Here is a 22049-nt window from a genome sequence, read left to right on the forward strand (position 1 = left end):
TTATCTGAGAATGGGCGCGTCCTGGTACTCCCGGGAGATCACGTGGTCCGCGGTCTTGCGGTCGCAGCACATGATGCACTGGGGCACGTACTTGGGGAACAGCGTCACGGGATACTCCACCGTGGGCTCGCTGAACATGGCCACGCGCACCACCGTCTCCTTCCAGGAACCGGTCATGACGATGAAAATGGCCCGTTTGGCGGTCAGCATGGACTTCATGCCGATGGTGATGCCGTTGGGCGGCAGAGCCTCGTAGCAGCCACCAAACTCCCGCTCCGCGTAGGCGATAATGGTCTCGTCCGTCATATGAACCGCCCGGGTCTTGGAATTGGCGTACTGCTCCAGCGTGATGTGGTGCACATTGGAAATGGGGCGCTCGTTCCATCCGATCAGTCCCTTGCAGCCGACGCCGCCCAGAATCGTGTCCACGCCGCCCAGCTCCTCGATCTTGTTGTCGATCAGATCCGGGTCCGCGGGATCGGGGAAATACCTCTGGTCCTCAGGAACATTTAACTCGGGATCAATCTTGGCGTAAAAGGACTGAAGCATTTTGCCCTTCATGCTGAAGCGCAGGTTTGTGGTGGGGAATAAACGGTATTCCCAGTCCAGCCACTGGTCCACGTGGAACACGTACAGATTTTTTAAGCTGATCCGCTCCTCGTTGACTCTGCGGATGAACACGTCGTAAACCTTTCCGATTCCGCCCGGCAGAATCCACACGGTATTCTTGCCGGCCGCGTTATTTGCGATCACTTCGTCGGTGATCATATTTCCAATTTCTTCCAGAAGAGCGGTCTTATCCTCGCCCATCATCAGCTCCATCTTCCGGTCCAGGTGCGTCCCCAGCTCATCCACCGGGACGGAACACCATTTTCTCAGTTCTTCCCTCGATATCACATATTCGTTCATTTTCGTCTCCTTCTGTCATTTTAAATTGCCGTCAGCCCTTGACGCCCGACATGGTAATGCCCTCGATCACATAACGCTGGAAAATCAGGTAGATCAAAAGGGGCGGGATCATTGCGATCAGCATCGCCGCGATCTTCACCCGGGGGTCCACCCAGAAATTGGGATTCAGTAGGTTGGCCACGGTCACGCTGATGGGCTTGATCTTCTGGCCCGTCACCAGGGCCGGCCACAGGTACTGTCCCCAAATCTTCATGAACATCAGCACCACGGTGGTCAGGATGCCGTTGCGCATAAGCGGCAGGACGATCCGCCGGTAAATCTGGAAATGCCCCGCGCCGTCGATCCGCGCGGACTCGATAAAGGAGGCGGGCAGATCTTCCAGAAACTGCATCATGATGAAAACGGACAGGGCCGACACCATCATGGGCATGGAAATTCCGGCAAAGGTATCGGCTAATTTCATGCTGAACACCATGCGGTACAGCGGGATAATGTAAAGCACCTGGGGCAGCATCATGCTGACCATCAGCAGGCCGAACAGCACCTTCTTCATGGGAAACTCATAGAAGGTAAACTCATAGGCAGCCAGGGAGCTGATCAGCAGGATTCCCACCACGGTGATACCGGTGTAGAGGAAGGTATGGATGGTGGCGGTGGCGATATCGATGGTCACCAGGGCCTCCCGGCATTTCAAAATACCGTTGCTCAGCGAATTGGGGAAAAACGTCCGCGTCAGGTTGCTGGAGTCCAGGGAAAACGTGCCGCTGAACAGCACCCAGATGGGGAACAGGCATACCAGGGCCCAGACCGAGGCAAGCAGTAGCAGAATACATTTTTCAAGCGTCCGATTAGCTCTCATCTCTTCCCCTCCTTACACTTTTTTCCGTCTGGCCTTGAACTGGACAATGGTTACCGCCAGAATGGCCGTCATCAGGATTACGCCCTCGGTGCACGCCCGGCCCAGGCCGGATTTGCCGCCCAGATAGATATTCCGCACCATCTCAATCACCGGAAAGGACATCACCTGTCCGGGGCCGCCTGCATTGTTCACGTTGCTGCTGCTGGAAATGATCCAGGGAATATCGTAAACCTGAAGCGCGCTGATAAATCCGTAGGTGATGACGAAGAACAGGATCGGCTCCAGGAGCGGAATCGTGATGCTTTTCATTTTCTGGAAGGTGCTGGCCCCGTCGATCTCTGCGGCCTCGTAGATATCCGGCGAGATATCCGCCATGCCCGCGCTGATCACAACGTAGTTAAAGCCAACCGAGTTCCAGACGTCCACAAACAGCACGTACACAATGGCGTAAATATCCGTGCTGTCCCACGTGACTCCGCGGCCGATTCCAATATTGGCCAGGGCGGAGGACACAAGTCCCGTTCCGGTGGTCATGAACCACTGCCAGATACCTGCGCAGAGGAACAGCGGAAGCACGTACGGAACGAAGTAAATTCCCCGAAACACGCCGAAGAGCTTTTTAGACAAAGCGCGCGTGATTAACGCCAGGCTCAGGGACAGGGTCAGTCCGACGGCCAGGGTCATCGGAACGTAGATTGCAAGGTTCCGAACGGATTTTAAAAACCGGACGGAGGTGGTGCCTTTCCCGGAAAGGACAAATTTGTAGTTCGTAAGACCGACAAAGTTCACGTTTCCCCTGCTGGACACGGACCAGTCGGTAAAACTCATAAACACGCCCTGGAAGAACGGATAGAGGATAAAGACTGCAAACAGCAGGAAAAAGGGCAGTAAGCCTAAATAGTTCAGTGAGTACCGTTTCCATTTATAACCGCGTGACGCCTTGGGGGTCTGATCTTTTTTTACCTTCATAGCATTTACCCCTTTCGCTTTCAGATGTGGCCGGAATCATCCGGCCACATCCAATCTTGTTGATATCTTTTTTAATCGTCCGGCAATTACTCGCCCGCCTCGGCGTACAGTCCGTTGATCCCCTCAATGAACTGCTCGGCCGCCTGCTCCGGTGTAATGCTGCCGTTAGCCACGGAGGGAGCCACATCGGCGATGGCGCTGGTCCAGAACACGCTGCTGTGTCCGAAATCCATCTGGTTCATGCCGCATTTCAGGCCCTTGGCCAGAATCGTCAACATCTCGGTCTGCTGGGTCTCGGGAGCGTCCATCGCGTCCTGACGCAGCATAGAACGTCCGATTACCTGTGCAAACTTCTGCTGTACTTCAAAGGAACCCATCTTCTTCAGCCATCCGCGGATCGCTTCATTTCTGCCCTCGTCTCCGGTGTTCACGCCGTACATGAAGTCCCAGCCCTGAAGTCCGCCGGTGTAACCGTTCTCGTCGTAGGAAGGAATCAGCTGAATGTCATAGTTTACGCCTGCGTTCTTGTAGTCCGGCTCGTTCCAGGGGCCTGCCGCGATAAACGCCAGCTCGCCGGCCTTGAAGGCCTCAGCCGCAGCCTCGTCGTCGTAGGACATGCCGTTGGAGTATTCTTCCAGCTTTTTCACGGTTTCAAAGGTTCTTACCAGCTGATCAGCCTTTAAGGTGGTCTCGCCGTTCTCAACGCCGGCTGTCATGTTCTGAGCGTCGCAGGCCAGGATTGCGCCCGGGCAGTAGTAGCCGCCCTGAGCCCAGGAATGGGTGGCGTCGATTCCGGCTGCCTTTACCTTCTCGCACTCCTCGTAGAACTTATCCCAGGAGGTCAGATCCTCGTTCTCCCAGTCGATTCCGGCCTTGGTCATCACGTCCGTGTTGCGGAAAATGATCGGAACATAACTCATGAACGGAACCGCCCACATCGCGCCGTCCTCGGAAATGGCGTCGATGGCCGCGGGGTAGAAACCATCCTTGTACTCCGGCTCAGCGTAAATGGAGGACAGGTCCAAAAGGTCGATGGCGCCCTTGTACTGCACCATATCGCGGGCGCTGGCGAAGAACATGTCGGGAAGGCCCACGCCTGCCATCAGGCTGGTCAGAAGATCGGAGTCGTTTTTGCCGATCAGGGTGATGGAGTTTACATTTTCATTTTCCTCGCAGTATTCCTTGACCCACTGGTCAAAGAGCTTGCCCTGGTCGTTTAATACCGCGTCGGAGTACACCCAGAATACCAGGTCGTACTTGCCGTCCGCCGTGGTCTTGCCCGCCGCCGCCTGAGCGCTGCCGCCGGAAGAGCCGCCGGAACCGCCGCCCGCCGCCTCAGAGCCGCCCGCCGCCTGGGTCGGGGTGGAGGAAGCGCCGCCGGAGCCGCCGCATCCCACTAAAGAGCCCGCCAATAATGCCGCCGTCATGATAAAACACAATGCTTTTTTCATATACTTCTCCTTTTCACTTTTATTTTTTCAAGAACCCGGGTCAGCCGATCCATTCCCCGGCTTCGTTGAAGTGCGCCTTAAAATCGATATCCTTTGCAAAGAGTCCGAACCGCTTTTCTCCCACCAGGCCGTTCTCCATCTTTCTCACATGGTAGCCGAAGAACCACAGCGGGAACACGTACAGGAACGGAGTCAGATACTCGTCCTCAACCTCCGGCATGCGGACGATGTGGGTGGCCAGCTTCTCCACCGCCGGGGTGGTGCTGCCGGTAAAGAGCACGGTAGGCGTCCCGGAAATGTTGCATCCGGCCAGGAGATCCAGCACCTTCTCCCTGGTCTTTCCGTCCGGGGTGATGATGAACAGCGGAATCTTGCCGTCCATCTCGCGGAAACGTCCGTGGGCGAAGTCCTCCAGCTCCTCTCCGGCTCCGAACTTCCAGGCCATCTCGCAAATCTTTAACGCTCCCTCCACCATGGTGCCCATGTTGGGGCCGGTTCCCAGAACCACCATGTTCTCGGTTCTGGTGCCCTTGTACCAGGTGGCAATTTTTTCCATTTCATTGAACAGTTCCGGCAGACAGGCCATCTTAGCTCTGACGTCCTCAAATTTTTCCTTCCAAACGGCCGCCTGCTTCTCATCCGCAGCCCCGTTCTTTTTCGCCAGAAGCACCGCCACCTCGTAGGCGGCCTCCAGCAGGAACAGATGGGAAACGCTGTAAGCCTGAACATCCGCCGCCTGCTCCACGTTGCAGTCGGTCTTGACCCGCAAGTCCGCGAACTCGGCGCAGGAAGCATTTCCGTCGTTGGAGATCAGCATGGTGTGGGCTCCCATTTCCCTGGCCGCCTTCAGCGCCAGCTTCACGCTCACCGTATTTCCCCCGCAGGTGACGCCAATCACCAGTGTTTTATCGGGGTCCAGGATAAACTCTTCCGGGTACTCCCTGAGCTGGTACGCGTGCAGCGCCCTGGCGTAGACCTTCGCGATATGGGCGATCAGGGATTCCGCGTTGGACGCTGTGGCAAAGGACGTTCCATGGCCCACAATGTAGACGTTCCTGATCCCGCCAAGGTACGGCTCCCCCTCAAACGAGGCGATGCTCTCCGCGATCAGCTCGTCGTTGCGCTTCCAGCTCTCCGCCTTCGCCAGGGAGAGAATGTGCTCCCGCAGCCGCTCATTTAACGCCGCAATTTCTTTCATTTCCATCCTACTCAACCTCCTTATGGTTTTGTTCGTTCAGTTTCATATTATAGAAAGCCACGCTCGCCGCCCCCAGAAGCCCCGCATGTTCGATGCCAAGCTCCGAGACCTGCAGCACGGCGTCCCACCGCTCTCCCACCGCCCGGGACAGTTCCTCAACCGTCCCCTGCAGCTGTTCGAAAAACCAGGGGTCCGAGATCACGCCCCCTACAAATACGAACCGTTCCGGGTTCAGCAGGTGCCGGATGTTGACCGCCGAGGCCGCCAGCATGTACAGGGCCCTCCGTACCACCTTCCCGGCCAGCGGGTCTCCCTCACGGCAGGCCGCCAGCACGTCCCGGGCGGTGAGCTTCTCCCCCTGGGCCGCCAGCGCCGAATCCGGGCAGGCGTCCAAAAGCGCTCTGGCCTGGTCCTCGATGCCTCTGCCCGAGGCCGCCGCCTCCAGCCCGGGAGCCGCTTCGCCGTCCCTGCCTCCCGGCAGATAATCGGTGCTGATCTCCCCCGCGTTATTGTCCCTGCCCCGGATCAGGCGTCCCTCCGCCACGGAGGCCACCGCGATTCCGGTTCCCACGTTATAGCAGACAAAATCGCCGCACTCCCTGCCCGCGCCGAACACAATCTCCCCGCAGGCCACCGCCTTCACGTCGTTGTCGATGTAGACCGGGCGGCCGTACCGGCTGCGCAGCGCCTGGCAGAAATCATATTCCGGGCTGAGCTTCATGATCGTGGTAGCCATAAGCCGCTGGCTGCGGTGATCCACATTACCCCGGCAGCCGATTCCCACCGCCGCGATCCGGTCCCTCATGCCGCAGCGCTCCAGCAGGGCATCCGTCTGCGCCATCAGCTCCTTTGCCCACTCCTCAACCGGAACGTTCCGGTGGGGATAGCGCTGTTTGTCCAACACCCGGCCGTCCTCCGTCACAACGCCGACACATACTTTAGTCCCTCCTACGTCAATCCCCAGGACCACGCGCTCTGTTCTCTCCAAACTTCCAACCTCCAACACGGTAATTCTTCAGACAGCCCCTAAAGCGGCTCTATACGCCAATGTCCCGCCGCCCGGACAATTACCCAAAATGATTTAATTCCAAAACCGCTACCGCCGCCGCTCCCAACAGGCCGCCGTCGTCTCCCAGCCCCGTGGGGCGGATCAGCGGGATCGTCTTGCCTCCGATGTTCAGTTCCTGCTTCACCGTGCGGATCAGCGGCTCTTTGTACTGGTCAAAGGCCAGAGCCACGCCGCCGCCGAGAATCACCTTCTCCGGGTCCAACACGGAACAGCACATGGCGATCACCTGTCCCAGGTATCTGCCTTCCATCTCAAATGCCTTCAGTGCAATGGGGTCCCCTTTCTGGGCCAGTCGGCTGATTGTCAGCCCCTCCGGCGCTTCCCCGTCGATCTTGGGACTGCCTCCCAGCTTCACATAGGTGGCCGCCAGCCCGCGCCCGGAAGCAAAATTCTCCAGCGCGTCCCGCCTGCCGCTGCCGTCCAGTCCCTCATCCACATAACACTCTCCGATCTCGCCCGCATTTCCGAACGCCCCCCGGTACAGTTCCCCGTTTAAGTAGAGGGCGCCACCGATGCTGTTGCTGACCGTCAGATAGATAAAATGGTCCGTGCGCTTGCAGACCCCGTACATCCGCTCCGCGATGGCGCTGGCGTTACAGTCGTTGTCCAGAAACACCCGGTAGCCGAAACGCTCCGTCAAAATCCTTCCGATGTGCAGCCCGTAAATCCCCATAAACCGGGCCGACACCCACACCCCCGCCGCCGGGTCCACCAAGCCGGGAATCGTCATACCCACGGCGCTGATCTGAACGCCCGGATTCTCCCGGATCGCCTGCTGCATGGCCTCCGTGATCTGCTCCACCACGCTGTCCGCGGAAATGTGCCGCCAGTTATACCGGCGCTTGCAGATAATCTGCCCATTCTCCCGCACCAGGCCCACCACATATTTGGAACCGCCAACGTCCACTGATAAAATAACCTTTCTGTCCATATAACCCCCTGCTGCATTCAGTCTTAAAATCTTCCGTTATTTGTGTCTCAACGGCCGTCCGGGTAAAAAAGAAAGAAAATCTTCAACCGGCCTCTTCCGTTCTTTTTATCTGTTAATTATGTAACAATCACTGATATTATCAGTCTATTGCAGGTAAAAAAATATGCCCCCGTCTTTCGAGCGCCCCGTGAGGGAGTATATTCTTTATTTCGAATATCTTCGTCATTTCTAATATACTCACTATTATATACGGCTCTGTTTTTGTTGTCTATCGATAATCTGATGCATCTTTCAACTCCGTTTTTGTATATAATGCACAATTTTTGAGGTTTTTGAGAACATTTTCTTGTATTCTTAGTAATCCAGGCACAATAAGACCGGGGTTATCCGCGTTCAAAAAAGCCCCTCCGACTCCCAAAATCCCCCTTAAATCTCCGCCAACGCATAAAAAAATCAGGGAATAATCACACGCATTTCGCATGATCATTCCCTGATATCCGGCTCTCCGCTCCATCTTCTCCCGCGTTTAACCCCTTCCGTCAGTCTCAATAAAGACGGTTTTCTATTACCACCTGTTTCACCACTTCGATAAAACTTTTCTTGATATTGGACAGGAGGTCTTCCTTCCGGTAGGCCGCCACAATTTTTCTCCTGCAAGGAGGATCCGTCACCGTGCAGCACACCGGCTTCTTGTGATAACCCGGGAAAAAATAGCTGCTTCGCGGAAAAAACGCCACCCCCATGCCCTCTGCCGCAAGCGAATATGCCGTGTTACAGCTTCCGACATACATGCGTTTCCCCGCTTTTATATCACAGAGCGTCAGGATCTGCGCGACGGTTCTGGATGTAGAATTTACCGGCTTTGTCATAATAATCGTAGCGCCATTCAACAATTCCGGGCGGATGTAGACCGGATGGTCTGCATCATTGCCGGAAACATCAATATTCTTTAAAATGGGGTCCTCTGGGGACATAAAAAGCAAAATATTCTCCTCACAGATCTCCTCATACTGGAACTTATCGGAACGTGACGTCCAGGAGGAGATTGCAATATCGATATTTCCCCGGGCCAGCATCTCCTCATAATCCTGTTGAAAGCCGTCATAAATGTGCACCTCTATCCCTGGATACAAGCGCGAAAACACCGGCAGAATTTGCGGCAGCCAATACTCGCCCTGTCCGATTCCAATTCCCAGATTAATTCTGCCCCTCTTCATTTTGGAGATTTCTTCCATCTCTGCCCGCATCTTTTTTTCCATACCGGACTGCAGCTTCGCATACTCCAGATAAACCTCCCCCGCATAGGTCAGCTGAATCGGCGTACTCGTTCGGTCAAACAACTGGACTCCAAGCTCGTCCTCCAGTGTGCTGATATATTTTGTCAGCGCAGGCTGGGAAATATACAAATCGCGGGCGGCTTGGGAAATACTCTTCTTGTCTGCAATCGCAATGATATACTGTAACTTTGAATAACTGCTGCTCATTGTATATCTCCTCCTTTTTTGCCCGCAAACGGCAGAAATGCTTTCTCCCGAAACCATTTCTGCCGTTGCGCCCATAATATCACATATATTTTTTGAAAAATTCGCCAAACGCGGCCATCCGCTTTTCGTCCCCTTCAAGGCTCTCATGATCCACTCCGTCCAGCACATTCAACTGTACGGAAATTCCATGAGCCTCAAAATTTTGTTTCAGACATTTCAAACGCTCAATTCTGGTTGACCCGCAAGGGCTTTCTCCCACATATTTACAGTCCAGACTACCCACAACCATCTGTACATGTACCTTTCTCAATGTTTCCAGGTCGATCCCATGGCCAAAATGTTCTTTTAAATCCCGAACACCCATGAAATAATCCTGTTCAAAATCGATCAAAGTAGGCCTTCCAGGCGCACTGATGGAAACCGCCGTCAAGCGGTCCGGGTGTACAAACAGGAAACGGTTTGTGAACTGGCCGCCTCCGGAATGCCCGCAGAGGAAGAACTGATCCGTCTCAACGCCCTCATATCGATATCTCAACTCTTCAATCATCTGAAGCAGAATTTCATCATACCGTATGCCGTCGCAGGCGAGCAGTTTGTAACTGTTGAAATCACTCAGCTCAAACAACCCGCTGGGAAATACCGGCGCCAGCATAACCACGTGCTGCTCCTCCAGAAGCGGCGCTGCGGCCTGAAGGTACCGCTCCACCTCGCAGCCGGTGCCGTGTATCACAACGACCAGCTTATACCCTCGCCTGTTTTCGTCCTCCAGATAACACTTGGGAACCCTCACCCAATACTGGAAACGGGGGGCTGCCCTGCAATACCAAAGCATGTTATAGTCCGCATCCCCCACGATCCCCTTCCTCGCCTCCGGGTCATCCGTTACCGCAAGAACTTTACAACTAATCATCTTTTCCCCTCCCGCCTCTCACTCATAAACTGTAGTGCCGGTACGTTCCCTCGCAGGGATTTCCGCAGCAGACAAAGGCTTCCTTCGCCGTGAGATCATAAATCTGCGAGGCGATGGTTACGGCCCATCGCTCATCATGATTGCACACCGCTTCCCCGGACTCTGGATTCTCCCGATAATGATCTTTCAAACAGTCCTGTATAAATTCCGGGTTAATGCTTCCGCGCCTCCGCTCCAACAGAGAGTATAACCGCACATCCCGGAAAAATGCCTGATCAAAATCCTTTTCCAGCTCCCTGTGCACCCGGAAATGATTCGCATGGGTGAGAATACCATTGTCAGGCATGATTCGAATGTCATACTTCGGATTCACTTCCAAGTCTATGGTACCATTTTCCGACCCGATCATCAAGTTGCAGGAAACCGCCCTGGGTGCCGATACAATATGATCCACTGCCTCCTCCATAGACCGGCTGGTGATTACCCGTCGCCTCATGAAATTCGTGGGCACGCCGACTCCATCCGTATCCGCCTTGCTGTCAAGATTGTTGGTAACAATGCCGACTCCAAAGTTGTTGAATCCATGCCGGATCAGCTGTCCTGCCTCCGTCATGCAGAAATACCGGATGCCATTCTGCTCATTGACGTGAAAGAGCAGCGAGCTATCCTGCATCCAGCGCGCGTTATCCCAGTTCATCCCCAGATAAACATGCCGGTTCTCGGATGCGTCAGGCAGGACGGCAAATGTGGTGCATTCCTTGGCAAACGGAAATTTTGACAGTTCATAGCGGGTATTAAGAACCATCATATCCTCGAAATCAACGCCCGCACCGTCTCCAATGCCTCGGATTTCGTCCAAAAGATCACTGTAATCCGCCGTCAAAAACTCCACGTACCGCTCCGCCTTCTCCCGCACCGTCTCCCATGGCGCTTTAAACTTCCTGTGGTAACGGTCCAGCCCAAGACCGATCAACTCCCTTGCGGCCTCACCGTGCTGTTTTCCCCTTTCATATGGTGTGTTGCCGTCGATTGTAATATATTTAAATTCGCGCATCCTGTTCCTCCGTCCCTCTCTTACAAAATAGTCGCACCATTATGCATTATGGCTGCATTTCAAATGTATATTTTTGATACCGGCTTTGGCATGGATTTCCCGCCGCCACATACATCACCCGGTCTGTCAGGTCAAACACCAAAGAAGCCATGGTCCGATATGTATTGTGGAGACTGGGATGCATGCAGATGCTGTAGCACGGATGGTCGCCATGATCTCTCAAAAACGCCTGAATCAAAGCCAGATCAATTTTCCCTTTATTGTCTTCGCTTAGTTCTGTAAACCTCTGATACCGCACCAGCGAATCCTCCATCTCATAAGGATTGCTCTTTTCATACTTCGCCATTTCAGGATGAACGAAGTGATTCGTGTGAATCAGGGAGCCATTTCCATGGATCTCTCCCACGCCCACCGGCAGGATCTCATAATTCACCATGTGCCCTTTATGATCCGCCAGAAGGATATTCCGGGATGAGGCAATAGAATTTATGCGCTCAAGGCTTAGGCATGCCTGATCAAAGTCTTTCTGCTCCAGCATATAACGCGACAGCAAATACCTCGGAAATCCCGTCTTCCAACCGGTACAGGGAAGAAAATTACAAGCTGTGCTCATACCCAATTCGTTCATTCCCATAAAGCTTATCTGTCCCGCCGGAACCAACATCATGATCCGCGGCTTGCCGGTCACAGCAAACGTAACAACATTTCCAACATTCCTGAACTCTCCGTCCTGATCGGTATTCTGACCGCTATATACCTTTCCGTCACAAGTATAGGTACTGTCAAACGCAAAGGAAGTACAGGCCTGATCTGACGGCACCGCGTTCCCGAACCTCGCCGCATATACAATTTCCTGTTTCATTTGAAGCAGGAGGGCTTCTCTGTATTCAATCCCCGCCCCCTGCGAAAGCCCTTTCAGTTCTTCTATAAAACCGGGTGTATACTTCGCAATAAACGGTTCATAACCATCCACAAGCTTCAAAACAGCATCCCTGGACAATCCGGAATTTCCCGCTGCCAGTTCCAGAATCATATTCATATGGTTCCGTATATCTTCGCGAAACGCTTCTCCATGCTGGATTCCCACCTCAAAATGAGAACCTTTAAAAATATAGTGGCTGAAACATTCTCGTTTTTTCATCACATAAAGCCTCTCATTTTCTACGCAAAAAAGCCAAACAAAATACTTGCGATCACCAGCGTAATCGCTCCGCCGATCCGCGTTGCCACGGATGAGAAAGCAAGCAGATCAAGCCGTTTGCCAGCGCTCAGTGTCATCAAATCTCCTGAATTTCCCGCGTTCGCCTGACACAAGCCCGCTGTCATGGCAATCTCAACCGGATAGAAGCCCAGCAGATATCCGAACGCCCCCGTGCCGATGATTGCCCCGATCATGACCATGGTGATAATAAACAGATTTTTGGGCAGCAGCATCTCGCCGAAGTCGTGCAGGGACGAGGCGCAGCCCATAATGATCATCTGGGCAAATACCATGTATTTGGCGAAAAACTTGGAAATCGCGGCGCAGCCCACCTTAATCTTTTCCGGCAGAACGTCCGTGCCGATCAGAACCGCCATAAAAATAACCAGCCAGGCGAAAGCATGGATGCTGAAACCCAGTCCCGCATTGTTGATCAGTGAAATCTTGGAATAAAAGTTTGCCACAATGTACATAAATACTGCAAATGCAAGACCCAGCGCATACTCTTCCACCGTCGCTGGACGCATCTGTGCCTTTGCGGACTCCACAGTTTCCCGGGAGTTGATCTCCTTTTTTCCGGGACGCATCATAGAGGGATATCCGCTTAGCTTTGGGAACTTCTTGCCAAGCACATTCAGGGAGGAAGCCAAAATGATCGCCAGGGAATCTGCCACACAGAGCGCCGCGAACGCTGGCCCAAACCAGGTGCCGGAATCCTGTCCTGTAGCGGCTGCAAACATCTCAGACATAGGAACCGCCCCCGCTCCGGTACCGCCGCCCATTACAGGGAGCGCATAATAAATCATGGCTCGGATCGGGTCCACCCCAACGATCAGGGCCGCTCCCATTCCAAACAGAATCGCTGCAAGCAGGCCCACGACGCAGGTGGGAATAAACCCCACAATAGATTTTAACAGAATCTTACGGTTGACCGTACAAATCGATCCCACCACCAGAACGACGATAAAGAAATCTCTCCAGCCGCCGTCAATTCCGATATCTACGATACAGGAAATAGCGCTCTCCGGCAGCCAGTTGAAGGTGTAAACCGCGGACATGATAATCCAGGTCAGCATAATTCCGCCGCCAAACCAGGCGTTCCAAACCGGTATTTTGTCTCCGATGTATCCCAGAAACGCTCCCACAATCATTGAGAACGCAAGCATTCCAGCCAGGTTGTATGGTAGATAGTCAAATTTCGCAATCAAAAGAGTAGCAGCTGTGAGAATTGTAAACAGCCACAACGGTATCCCTAATATCTTCTCAGACTTCAATTTTTCCAACATAAAATCCCCCTTTTTTCGTTTGAAACAACATTGCCTGACACCACATCCCGGGATTGTGTTTACATTGATTTTATCCACTAAAAATCGAATTGTCCAATACCATTTTGTACCATTTACCCATAACTCTTTTTTATGCGCTAATATTTACTTCATTTTTTGTCAGATTAATCTGTTTATTTTGGATATTTTGTGTATTTATACTTTTAGCTATGCCAACTGACCCAAACAACCTCATTTTCGGCATGTAGTTGTGCTCCATGAGACGAACCGGTGCAGCTTTCTGCATCATTACTGCTTAAATTTCTCAGAGCAATGGCCTGCAGTCTATCCAACAGCTCATTACACTCAAAAAAATACCGCCGCCCACCCGGATTCCCCAGATGGACGGCGGCCTCAACTAATTCCCGCCTCAAATATACAGTTCGTTCTCCTTGCGCTCCCCGCAAATCTTGCTCAACCTCTGCTCCACCGCCGCAATCCCCGCCGGGTCCAGCTTTCTGGCGCCTGCCGGGCAGACTTTGATACAGCGCATGCAGGAAATGCAGCGTTCCCGGTCCGTGGTGTTCGGCGCCTCTACCGGGATGGCCTTCACCGGACACTGTTCGGCGCAGGTTCCGCAGCCCACGCAGCTCTCATCCGCCGTTGGCTTCATAGCGGAACCGCCGTACTCCTTGTAAGGGCGTTTCCCCTTTACCTCCACCTGGCCGTCTGCCGGCGCCGCAAGGTCCTCCAGTTTCTCCCAAATCGCCCGGGCAGCCTCCCGCAATTCGTGGCGGTCCTTCTCATCGGGTCTCCCTGCCGCGATGGAGGGCGCGATGGAATGTTGGGCGATCGCGGCCAATCCGGCGATCACCGTAAATCCCCGTTCGGCCAGAATATCTTTCATCTCCAGCAGCGTATCGTCGTAATCCCGGTTGCCGTACACCGCGATCACCACGGCCGCGGTCCCGTCTCCCCGCAGATTCTCCATACGCTTGGCCGCGATCCCCGGCACACGCCCGCCGTAGGACGGAACGCCCACACAGACAACGTCCTCCGGCCCAAACTCATGAACCGCCTCATCCTCCTCCGTTTTGGACAGGTCAATGTTCTCCCCCTGTCCGAGACTTCCGGCCAAAGCCATCTCCCCGGCCACCAGCCCGGTGATCTCCCCGGAGCTGAATGTGGGGCTGAAGTACACCGCGTTCACCTTTGAAATTTTCATATTATGTAACCCTCCTTCTGTCATTGTTGCACAGCAGATTCCTTGATCGGACATCTTAGCCGGATATGCGCTGTTTCCGGCATCCATTTCATCGTTTCAATCCCATGTCGTCCCACATTTGGCATATCCTGGTTTTCGCATATCATACCACATTTCCAGCCTGTTTACCAGCCCTGGGGCGTGTTTTCCGGCTGGCTGCGTGTGTTTTCGTTACGGTTCACAGGCAATGTCCCGCGAGGTGTTTTTTTGAGCGGAGCGCAGCGGAAGTCACAGAAAACCCGAGGATAGCGGCGCGAAACGGCGTTTTTTGCCGTTTCTGTGCATCGCGAAGCGTGTTACTGGGAACGGAGTGTACCGTAACGTGTTTTCCGGCGGTCGGGGCGGCATTTTCCCAACCGTCCAGACGGCGGCTGAGCCATGCCGGCATTCCCCCGCCCCGTCCCACACCGGTTCCGGTTCACAAAAGGGCTGCTTTTTGTATACCTGTCCGCGTATCCCCTGACAGGCCGCACAAAGCCGACGGCCCCGCACGCGATTTGCACTGGCGCGGCCTTCGCCCATGGCCTATAATCAATTATCATAATGTGGCATTTTCAGCTTAGGAAACGCCTCTACACGACCAAACCAAGGAGGTATCTATGATCATAGCCGGATTTTCAGGAATCGGCAAAACCACCTTTTGCCAAAACGTCGAAAACGCAGTGGATTTTGGCTGTATGCCGTTTAAGTATTCCAATTTTGACAAGCTTTTGGCCTCCGGGCGGCCAGTTGAGTCCTTTAAGGCCAGTCTGGAATTGGATTTTATCTTTGGGTGGGAGTTCTCCTACCTGGAGGCAATTCTGGAATACCACCGGCAAAATCCACAGGGCTACCTTGTCATTCCGTCGGTAGCGCGGGTCCTGGAGAATTTGGGGCAGGCCGGTGTTCCTTATGTACTCTGTTATCCGGAAACCGGGGCCAGGCAGGAATATCTCAGACGCTATAAAAGCCGGGGAAATTCCCCCGACTTTATCGACATTTTTATCGGCGGCTGGGACAACTGGATGGAATCGCTGCGAAAGGATTCTTGCGGAATCCACATCGAAATGAAGCCCCACCAGTACCTGCTGGATTTAAAAGATCCGATCGACCGGCTGGCCCCCCTTACGTCCACGCTTCCACCAGATCCTCAATCAGCAGCAGCCCCAGAGGCCCCAATATAAATCCCAGGAATCCAAACAGCTGCAAGCCAACGTACACCGCCGCCAGCGTTTCCAGCGGAGACAGTCCCACCTGGTTGGACATCAGCTTTGTTTCCAGATATTCCCGGATCAGATAACAGATCAGGTACAATGCAAACAGCGCCAGCGCCCTCCCCCACCGCCCCATAAACAGGCAAATGAGGCTCCACGGGATCAGCACCGTTCCCGTTCCGAAAATAGGCAGGGCGTCCAGCACCCCGATCCCGATTCCGGCCATAATATAGTAAGGGTTGCCGATGGCCGCCATCCCCAGAATGCACAGCATGGTAATCAGGCTGAGGATAATACCCTGGGTCTTGAACCAGGCCTTGCCCGTGTGCACGATGCGTTTCCCGATCATGGCGAATTCCCGCCGGAACACGGACAGGTCCCGCCGCACCCGAAGATCGTCCATTTCCTGGAGAGAGAGCACCACGGCCAGGAACAGCACGACAAACACCACGATAATTCCCACTCCCCAGCGGATTACCGTGACGGAGTTGGCCATCAACACCGGCATGGCCGACTGCTTGCCCGCCTGGATCAGATTGGTCAGCATCTCGCTGACCACATCGGCCACCCGGCCCTCCCGCAGGCCGAAGGTCTGCTCCATTTCCCGGCAGCTTCCTGTCAGCCAGCGGTCGAACTGCTCCACCCAGATGGGCAGCTGGAGCGCCAGCATCTTGCCTTCCTGGCACAGCTTCACAAGCCCCCAGTACAGCCCCGCCCCCAGCAGTGTGATCAGCAGCAGAAATTCCGCGCCTCCCACCACTCCGATGGGCAGATGGCGGGTCTTTCCCTTAATACGCAGCCGCAGGCGGTAGGACAAAAAGCGCGCCGAGGGGCGCAGCATAAGCGCAACCAAATATCCTATGAAAAAAGGAGCCACGAGGGGCAGCAGATACCGGAATCCTGCGTACACCACTCCCGTGGTTCCTGTTATGACAATTAATTTCTTCAGTTTCTTACCGGGCTTTTCCATGGACTCACCTGTTTCTGATTTGTACTTCCTTTGTACCTTCTTAGTATGAGCCCGGCCTCTTAAAATATGCTGCTAAGATTTACCACCATTCAAAATGATTTTTAACCATCATATAGGGCGGCCATATTTTGTATCCGGCGCTTCATTTCCGCACGGACATGCAGCGGCTCCAGACACTCACATTGATCCCCGAAGCTGATCAGAATATCGTAGTAATATTCGTTCTCAATAAACGGAAAATTGACAATATAATGCTCCTCGCCGTCCGGCACAGCATGTTCGCAAGTACAAAAATCGAGCAAACGGTCCATCGCAGATTTTTGAACGCGAAGCTTGATGGTTGTCTGCATGGTTTTCAGAATATCCCCAAAATCCAAAACCGGTTTTTGATAATCCCGCGGCGTAAACGTCTCCCGGCTCATTTGCAGGTTTGAAATGCGGGATAGTCGGAACAGGCGAAAATCTTCTCGTTTGCGGCAATATCCCTGAAAATACCAATGGCTGCCCTTCAGTACAATCTGGTACGGCTCCACCGTCCGCACCGTCTTATTTCCGAAGCGGTCCGCGTATTCAAATGAAAGTAGCCTGCTTTCCTGCAAAGCCGTTTTGACCAGTTCCAGATAGGGCTGAATGTTCCGGTTGCCCATCCAGGGACTTAAGTCGATATATATCTGGTTTGCTCTCAATTCAATTTCTTTGGCTCTGTCAGCGGGGATGAAACGCCTGACCTTTGCAAGGGCGTTTACCAGTTCATTTCCCCGCACCATTCCGGAAAGGCTGGACAGCCCCATCAGGATGGCGGAGAGGTCGGCAGCGGAAAAAACATTTTTATCGAGCTTGTACTCCTGCATGATTTCAAAACCACCGCCCACCCCCGGCGTTGAGCGGACCGGAATCCCCGCCATGTTGATGGTCTCTATGTCGCGGTAAATGGTCCGGGGTGAAACCTCAAATCTGTCTGCTAATTCCTGCGCGCTTACGCGCTCTTTGTCCAGAAGCATCATGATAATGCTCACAAGCCTGTCTGTTTTCATCTGACAACCGCCCTTTAACATTTCTTTTTTATTAGTATGGATTATGGCCATACTGTTGTCAACAATCACATGGTAAAATTCTGTCAGAGACAGCGCTATACAAGAAAATTAAAATGGAGGAATTTTATGTTTACAATCTATGTTTACGTTCTCGATACATTGGCCGACTGGGAATTGGGGTATGTCACCGCGGAGCTGAACTCCGGGCGTTTTTTCAGGAAGGGCGCGCAGCGCGTGTCACTCAAAACGGTCAGCGATTCCCGGGAAAACGTCACTACCATGGGCGGATTGATGATTATGCCTGACTGCTTAATTGATGAGATGGTTGCGGATGAGACGAGTATGCTCATATTGCCGGGCGCGAATACCTGGAGCTCCCCAAGGCACGGCGCTGTTATTGAAAAAGCAGGTGAGTTTCTATCTGCAGGCGCCGCGGTGTGCGCAATCTGCGGGGCCACCACAGCGCTGGCGGGCTGTGGGCTTCTGGATCAGCGTCCGCATACCAGCAATGGGCCGGGATTCCTTGACATGTTTTCCCCCGGTTATAAAGGGCAGCGCTTTTACGTCGATCAGCCGTCGGTGGCGGACCACAATCTGATTACAGCCGGCTGCGCCGGGGCTTTGCTGTGGGCCAGGCAAATAATCGAGTATTTAGATGTATTTCAATCAGACACGCTTGAGGCCTGGTATGAATATTTTCGTACTGGTAAGCATGAGTATTTTTATGCCCTTATGAAAACATTGCCGTGCGACAGCGATACGGCTTCTTGACAGATTGGTTTACACGATGTAGACTAGCAGTAGGCTACAAATTGTAAACCAACATTTAAAAAGGAGCTGCAAAATATGACACAGTACAGACTGGGCGAAATAGAGGCAAAGTTCGCCGCGCTGATCTGGGACAACGAACCGCTGACCTCCGGCAGGCTGGCAGAGCTGTGCCGCGAAACACTGTCCTGGAAAAAATCCACCACCTATACAGTCCTGCGGCGGCTGTGCCAGAGGGGTATTGTACAAAACGACGGTGGAGTGGTGACCTCTCTGCTGAGCCGTGAGGAATTCTCCGCCCTTCAGAGCGAGGAATTCGTGGAGGAGGCATTTGACGGATCCCTGCCAAAATTCCTCACCGCCTTTACGTTTCGAAAAAAGCTGAGCAACGAGGAGATCGACCAGCTCCAGCAGCTCATCGACAAGAGCAGGAGGTGAGGACATGCGCGGTCTGTTCCTGATGGTACTCTCAATGAGCGGGACGGCAAGTCTCGTCATTTTGCTTGTGCTGCTTCTCCGCCTGTCCCTGCGAAAAGCGCCCAGGGTGTTCTCCTACGCCCTGTGGGTGGCGGTACTGTTCCGGCTGCTCTGCCCCATAACCTTCGTAAGCCCGGTGGGTATCATTCCCAGCGGAATGCCGGTTTTGCTGGAGCGGAGGTTGGAGGTGACGGACCGCCTGCGCGTGGCCGACCACTTGGGCGCACCTGATTCCTCCGGCGCGGCCAACATTTCCAGCGATCCGGATACTCTCGCCGTGACGGAGCAGGCAGCGGATACAGGCGGAATCACAGGCTCCCAGGAAGGCAGGGCTCCACAGTCTGCCACCTCCCCTGCTGGTCTGCTGGCAATCGCGACGGCTGTCTGGCTGTGCGGTGCAGCAGGGTTGCTTCTCTACAGTTTAATCTCTCTGTTTCAGCTGCAACGGCGGCTTTTGGGGGCCACTCCCCTTGCGGGGGAGAGACAGGTCTGGCTGGCCGATCACATTTCCTCCCCCTTTGTGCTGGGACTGTTCCGGCCCAGAATCTTTTTGCCCTCGGACCTTCCCAAAGAAGAGCGGGAGTACATCCTGTTTCATGAGCGGACCCACATTCGAAGGCTGGATCCCTGTCTCCGGGCCCTGGCGTGGCTGGCTGTGGTTATACACTGGTTTAATCCATTGGTCTGGCTGGCCTTTTATCTGGCCGGAAGGGATATGGAAATATCCTGTGATGAGGCAGTTCTGCGAAACATTGGCCGGGATATCCGGGCCGATTACTCTTCCACCCTGCTGCGGCTCTCCACCGGAAAACGGCTCCCAATCGGCCCCCTGGCATTTGGGGACAGCAAATTGCAAAGCCGGATCAAACATGTGCTGCATTATAAAAAGCCAGCGCTGTGGGTCATAAATCTGGCCCTGATCACAGTGCTGGCCGCCGGGACGGCTCTGGCCACTGACCGGAATGCCAAAATGGCGGGGGTTAGTGGGAGAATCGGGCTGGATGGGCAATCTGGGAAGCCTGAACAATCCGGGCAACTTGGCCAGGATGGACAGAACGGACAACATGAGCAGAACGGCCACTCCCAGTCTCTCCTCCCGTCAACACCGGCCTCACCCAACACGGGCGATACCCCCTCTGAAAAAGGCCTTCCTGAAACGGATGTAAACCACAACGGCATCCCGGAGACACTGCGTCTGTCCGAAACCGGAAATGAGCTTTCGCTGGATTTCCAGGAGAACGGGACAAAAATCTGGTCGGCATGGGGCAGCCGTGCACCATCGGAATGGAACGCCCTCTTCCTGTGTACCCTGGATGGGGAAGATTATCTGCTGCGCTACCGGCCCACCATGTATCAGGGGAATTTCTCCTATCACTACGAACTCTTTTTCCTGAAAGACGGTGTGGAAACCACGGTGCAGCAAAAAAGCATCTCCTTTGACACCAATTTCAGCGCACCCTTCCACGGAACATTTGACCCTATAGCCATCTCTACGTTTGTGGATGAACTTAACGGCCTGTTGGCCCACAGCGTCCAGCTCTTCAATACCCACGCGGACCTTCAAGCCGCCTTCGATCAAGCTGGAACGCTGGCCGAAACACTGTGGTGGCTGGACGATTTAGACGGGACCTTCACCAGAGATCCCTCGAAAACCATGTCTGAAAATCTACAGGATTTTCAGACAGCTATGACCCTAACTCAGACGCCCGCCGTTCCCGTGAAAACCGATTCCCTGCCCTTAAACCATCCTTTGGAAATGGAATTTCTCAGCGGAGCCGGGGCGTGGCGGACCACCCTTACCCTGAACCCGGACGGTTCCTTTGCAGGAGAATACACCGACTCCGACGCAGACGTGCAGTACATCTGCCGGTTCCACGGAAGCTTTGGGGATTTCACCCGTCTCACCGGCGCCTCCTGGTCCCTGACGTTGAAGGAGTTGGTGCTGGACACCGGTCATCCACTAGGCGAAGAGTGGCGCGAAAACGGCATCCGCTATATCTCCAGCGGCCCCTATGGGCTGGATGGCCCGGACGGCGCGCCCCTGGTGCCCGGTTCTGCCTTTCTCCTTTACACCCCTGAGGCCACAGGATATGCTCCTGGTACAGAATTGTACGGCGCCCTTCAGTTTTGGACCTGGTGGCCGGGCCGCCGCCAGTTTATCGATGCCAGGGATCAGCTGGGCTGCTACGGTCTGCATAATCTGGCAACCGGGTACGGCTTTTTCTCCCCGGACGCCTAATGAATCAGTATTTCCCATGGAAAAGGGGGCGGAAAACCTGAAGTTGCAGGTTATCCGCCCCCTTTTCTTAAAAATCCGCTTTGACAACGCGTAAACGCGGCTATCGTTCACATCAATTCTCACCCAGATACGCCAACGCCGCCCGCAGGCAACCGTCCACGCCCACCAGTCCGCTTTCCACGCACAGGTGATAATTCTGAGCCCTGCCCCACTGAGCCCCGGTATAATACTGGTAATAATCCTTGCGCTTGCGGTCCACCTCACGAATCCGCTTCTCCATCTCCTGGGGATCCGCCTCCGGCTCCAGGGATACCATACGCTTCACCCGGTCCTTCATTTTCGCGTAGATGAACAGATTAACGCTATCCGTCAGCACCCGGTCCGCGCAGCGTCCTACAATCACGCAGGGGCCCTGCTCCGCAAGGCGGCGGATAAAACTGGACTGCGCCACAAAAATCTGATCCGACATAGGCACCTTGTACACCGCGGAGAATGGGTTGTAATAATGCCGGTCCAACGGGTCATGCATGTCCGGAAGCTTCTCATCGTAGTGCTGGAACGCCGTCTCCGCCATATCGGCGTGATCCGCCGCCATGGAGATCAGCTCCTTATCGTAAAAGGGAATCCCAAAATGTTCCGCCAGGCGTACCCCCAATTCCCGGCCGCCACTGCCGAATTCACGGCTTACTGTAATCACTTTGTCCATAATTGCCTGCCTCCCCTTCTCTTTGTAAGTATCTCCCAGTATAGCACAAACGGAGGGGATTTCCTAGCGTTTGGTGGAAAAATGATGGGCAGGCTGCC

20 protein-coding genes are annotated in these 22049 nt (G+C 54.1%); 4 read left to right on the top strand and 16 right to left on the bottom strand.

All coding sequences use genetic code 11. From position 1 onward, the window contains the following. The 13 genes from ACK2JC_RS10660 to ACK2JC_RS10720 all read right to left on the bottom strand — a co-directional run bounded on the left by ACK2JC_RS10660 (position 1) and on the right by ACK2JC_RS10720 (position 14525). The gene (locus ACK2JC_RS10660; RefSeq protein WP_320936082.1) at positions 1-909 is read right to left on the bottom strand and encodes a glucosamine-6-phosphate isomerase; all 909 of its coding nucleotides are present in this window, start codon (positions 907-909) and stop codon (positions 1-3) included. A gap of 31 nt (positions 910-940) precedes the next feature. Continuing rightward, the gene (locus ACK2JC_RS10665; protein ID WP_118755151.1) at positions 941-1768 is read right to left on the bottom strand and encodes a carbohydrate ABC transporter permease; all 828 of its coding nucleotides are present in this window, start codon (positions 1766-1768) and stop codon (positions 941-943) included. A 12-nt stretch (positions 1769-1780) separates the two neighbouring features. Further along, positions 1781-2737: a carbohydrate ABC transporter permease gene (locus tag ACK2JC_RS10670; RefSeq protein ID WP_007705498.1), complete on the bottom strand. Its 957-nt coding sequence runs from the start codon at positions 2735-2737 to the stop codon at positions 1781-1783. 86 nt (positions 2738-2823) lie between these two features. After that, positions 2824-4188 (bottom strand): ABC transporter substrate-binding protein, encoded by a 1365-nt coding sequence (locus tag ACK2JC_RS10675; RefSeq protein WP_118755150.1) that lies wholly within the window; start codon positions 4186-4188, stop codon positions 2824-2826. Between the two features lie 40 nt (positions 4189-4228). Next, complete coding sequence (locus tag ACK2JC_RS10680; RefSeq protein WP_320936081.1) at positions 4229-5392, bottom strand: SIS domain-containing protein; 1164 nt, start codon at positions 5390-5392, stop codon at positions 4229-4231. A gap of 1 nt (position 5393) precedes the next feature. Continuing rightward, complete coding sequence (locus tag ACK2JC_RS10685) at positions 5394-6374, bottom strand: ROK family protein (protein WP_320936080.1); 981 nt, start codon at positions 6372-6374, stop codon at positions 5394-5396. A 79-nt stretch (positions 6375-6453) separates the two neighbouring features. Continuing rightward, positions 6454-7386, bottom strand: coding sequence for an ROK family protein (locus ACK2JC_RS10690; RefSeq protein WP_227167815.1), 933 nt, complete (start codon positions 7384-7386; stop codon positions 6454-6456). A gap of 545 nt (positions 7387-7931) precedes the next feature. Continuing rightward, a complete protein-coding gene (locus tag ACK2JC_RS10695) occupies positions 7932-8870 on the bottom strand; it encodes a LysR family transcriptional regulator (protein WP_368272257.1) in 939 nt (312 codons plus the stop codon). A gap of 79 nt (positions 8871-8949) precedes the next feature. Continuing rightward, positions 8950-9780: an alpha/beta hydrolase gene (locus ACK2JC_RS10700; protein ID WP_320936078.1), complete on the bottom strand. Its 831-nt coding sequence runs from the start codon at positions 9778-9780 to the stop codon at positions 8950-8952. 22 nt (positions 9781-9802) lie between these two features. Beyond that, complete coding sequence (locus ACK2JC_RS10705) at positions 9803-10834, bottom strand: C45 family peptidase (RefSeq protein WP_320936077.1); 1032 nt, start codon at positions 10832-10834, stop codon at positions 9803-9805. 46 nt (positions 10835-10880) lie between these two features. Further along, positions 10881-11975, bottom strand: coding sequence for a C45 family autoproteolytic acyltransferase/hydolase (locus ACK2JC_RS10710; RefSeq protein WP_118755143.1), 1095 nt, complete (start codon positions 11973-11975; stop codon positions 10881-10883). 20 nt (positions 11976-11995) lie between these two features. Beyond that, complete coding sequence (locus ACK2JC_RS10715) at positions 11996-13321, bottom strand: 2-hydroxycarboxylate transporter family protein (RefSeq protein ID WP_320936075.1); 1326 nt, start codon at positions 13319-13321, stop codon at positions 11996-11998. Positions 13322-13730: 409 nt separating this feature from the next. After that, positions 13731-14525, bottom strand: coding sequence for an EFR1 family ferrodoxin (locus ACK2JC_RS10720; RefSeq protein WP_320936074.1), 795 nt, complete (start codon positions 14523-14525; stop codon positions 13731-13733). 638 nt (positions 14526-15163) lie between these two features. On the opposite strand from ACK2JC_RS10720, the gene ACK2JC_RS10725 reads away from it, so the two are divergent. Continuing rightward, positions 15164-15727, top strand: a complete 564-nt coding sequence (locus tag ACK2JC_RS10725; protein WP_178620119.1) for a hypothetical protein — start codon at positions 15164-15166, stop codon at positions 15725-15727. Here the strand turns inward: ACK2JC_RS10725 and ACK2JC_RS10730 are convergent. Both ACK2JC_RS10730 and ACK2JC_RS10735 read right to left on the bottom strand, forming a co-directional pair. Beyond that, positions 15669-16727 (bottom strand): AI-2E family transporter, encoded by a 1059-nt coding sequence (locus ACK2JC_RS10730; protein WP_092371199.1) that lies wholly within the window; start codon positions 16725-16727, stop codon positions 15669-15671. The genes ACK2JC_RS10725 and ACK2JC_RS10730 overlap by 59 nt on opposite strands. A 101-nt stretch (positions 16728-16828) precedes the next feature. Continuing rightward, positions 16829-17761: a YafY family protein gene (locus ACK2JC_RS10735; RefSeq protein ID WP_320936073.1), complete on the bottom strand. Its 933-nt coding sequence runs from the start codon at positions 17759-17761 to the stop codon at positions 16829-16831. A gap of 126 nt (positions 17762-17887) precedes the next feature. Between ACK2JC_RS10735 and ACK2JC_RS10740 the strand changes: the two genes are divergently transcribed. The 3 genes from ACK2JC_RS10740 to ACK2JC_RS10750 all read left to right on the top strand — a co-directional run bounded on the left by ACK2JC_RS10740 (position 17888) and on the right by ACK2JC_RS10750 (position 21245). Beyond that, positions 17888-18532: a type 1 glutamine amidotransferase family protein gene (locus ACK2JC_RS10740; RefSeq protein WP_320936072.1), complete on the top strand. Its 645-nt coding sequence runs from the start codon at positions 17888-17890 to the stop codon at positions 18530-18532. Positions 18533-18607: 75 nt separating this feature from the next. After that, positions 18608-18967, top strand: a complete 360-nt coding sequence (locus tag ACK2JC_RS10745; RefSeq protein ID WP_118755136.1) for a BlaI/MecI/CopY family transcriptional regulator — start codon at positions 18608-18610, stop codon at positions 18965-18967. 4 nt (positions 18968-18971) lie between these two features. Next, complete coding sequence (locus ACK2JC_RS10750) at positions 18972-21245, top strand: M56 family metallopeptidase (RefSeq protein ID WP_320936071.1); 2274 nt, start codon at positions 18972-18974, stop codon at positions 21243-21245. A 112-nt stretch (positions 21246-21357) separates the two neighbouring features. Here the strand turns inward: ACK2JC_RS10750 and ACK2JC_RS10755 are convergent, their stop codons facing one another. Continuing rightward, complete coding sequence (locus tag ACK2JC_RS10755) at positions 21358-21951, bottom strand: AAA family ATPase (protein WP_092370974.1); 594 nt, start codon at positions 21949-21951, stop codon at positions 21358-21360. Between the last annotated feature and the right edge of the window lie 98 nt (positions 21952-22049).

It is taken from the genome of Enterocloster lavalensis (assembly GCF_046603895.1).
Classification (GTDB): Bacteria; Bacillota; Clostridia; order Lachnospirales; family Lachnospiraceae; genus Enterocloster; species Enterocloster lavalensis.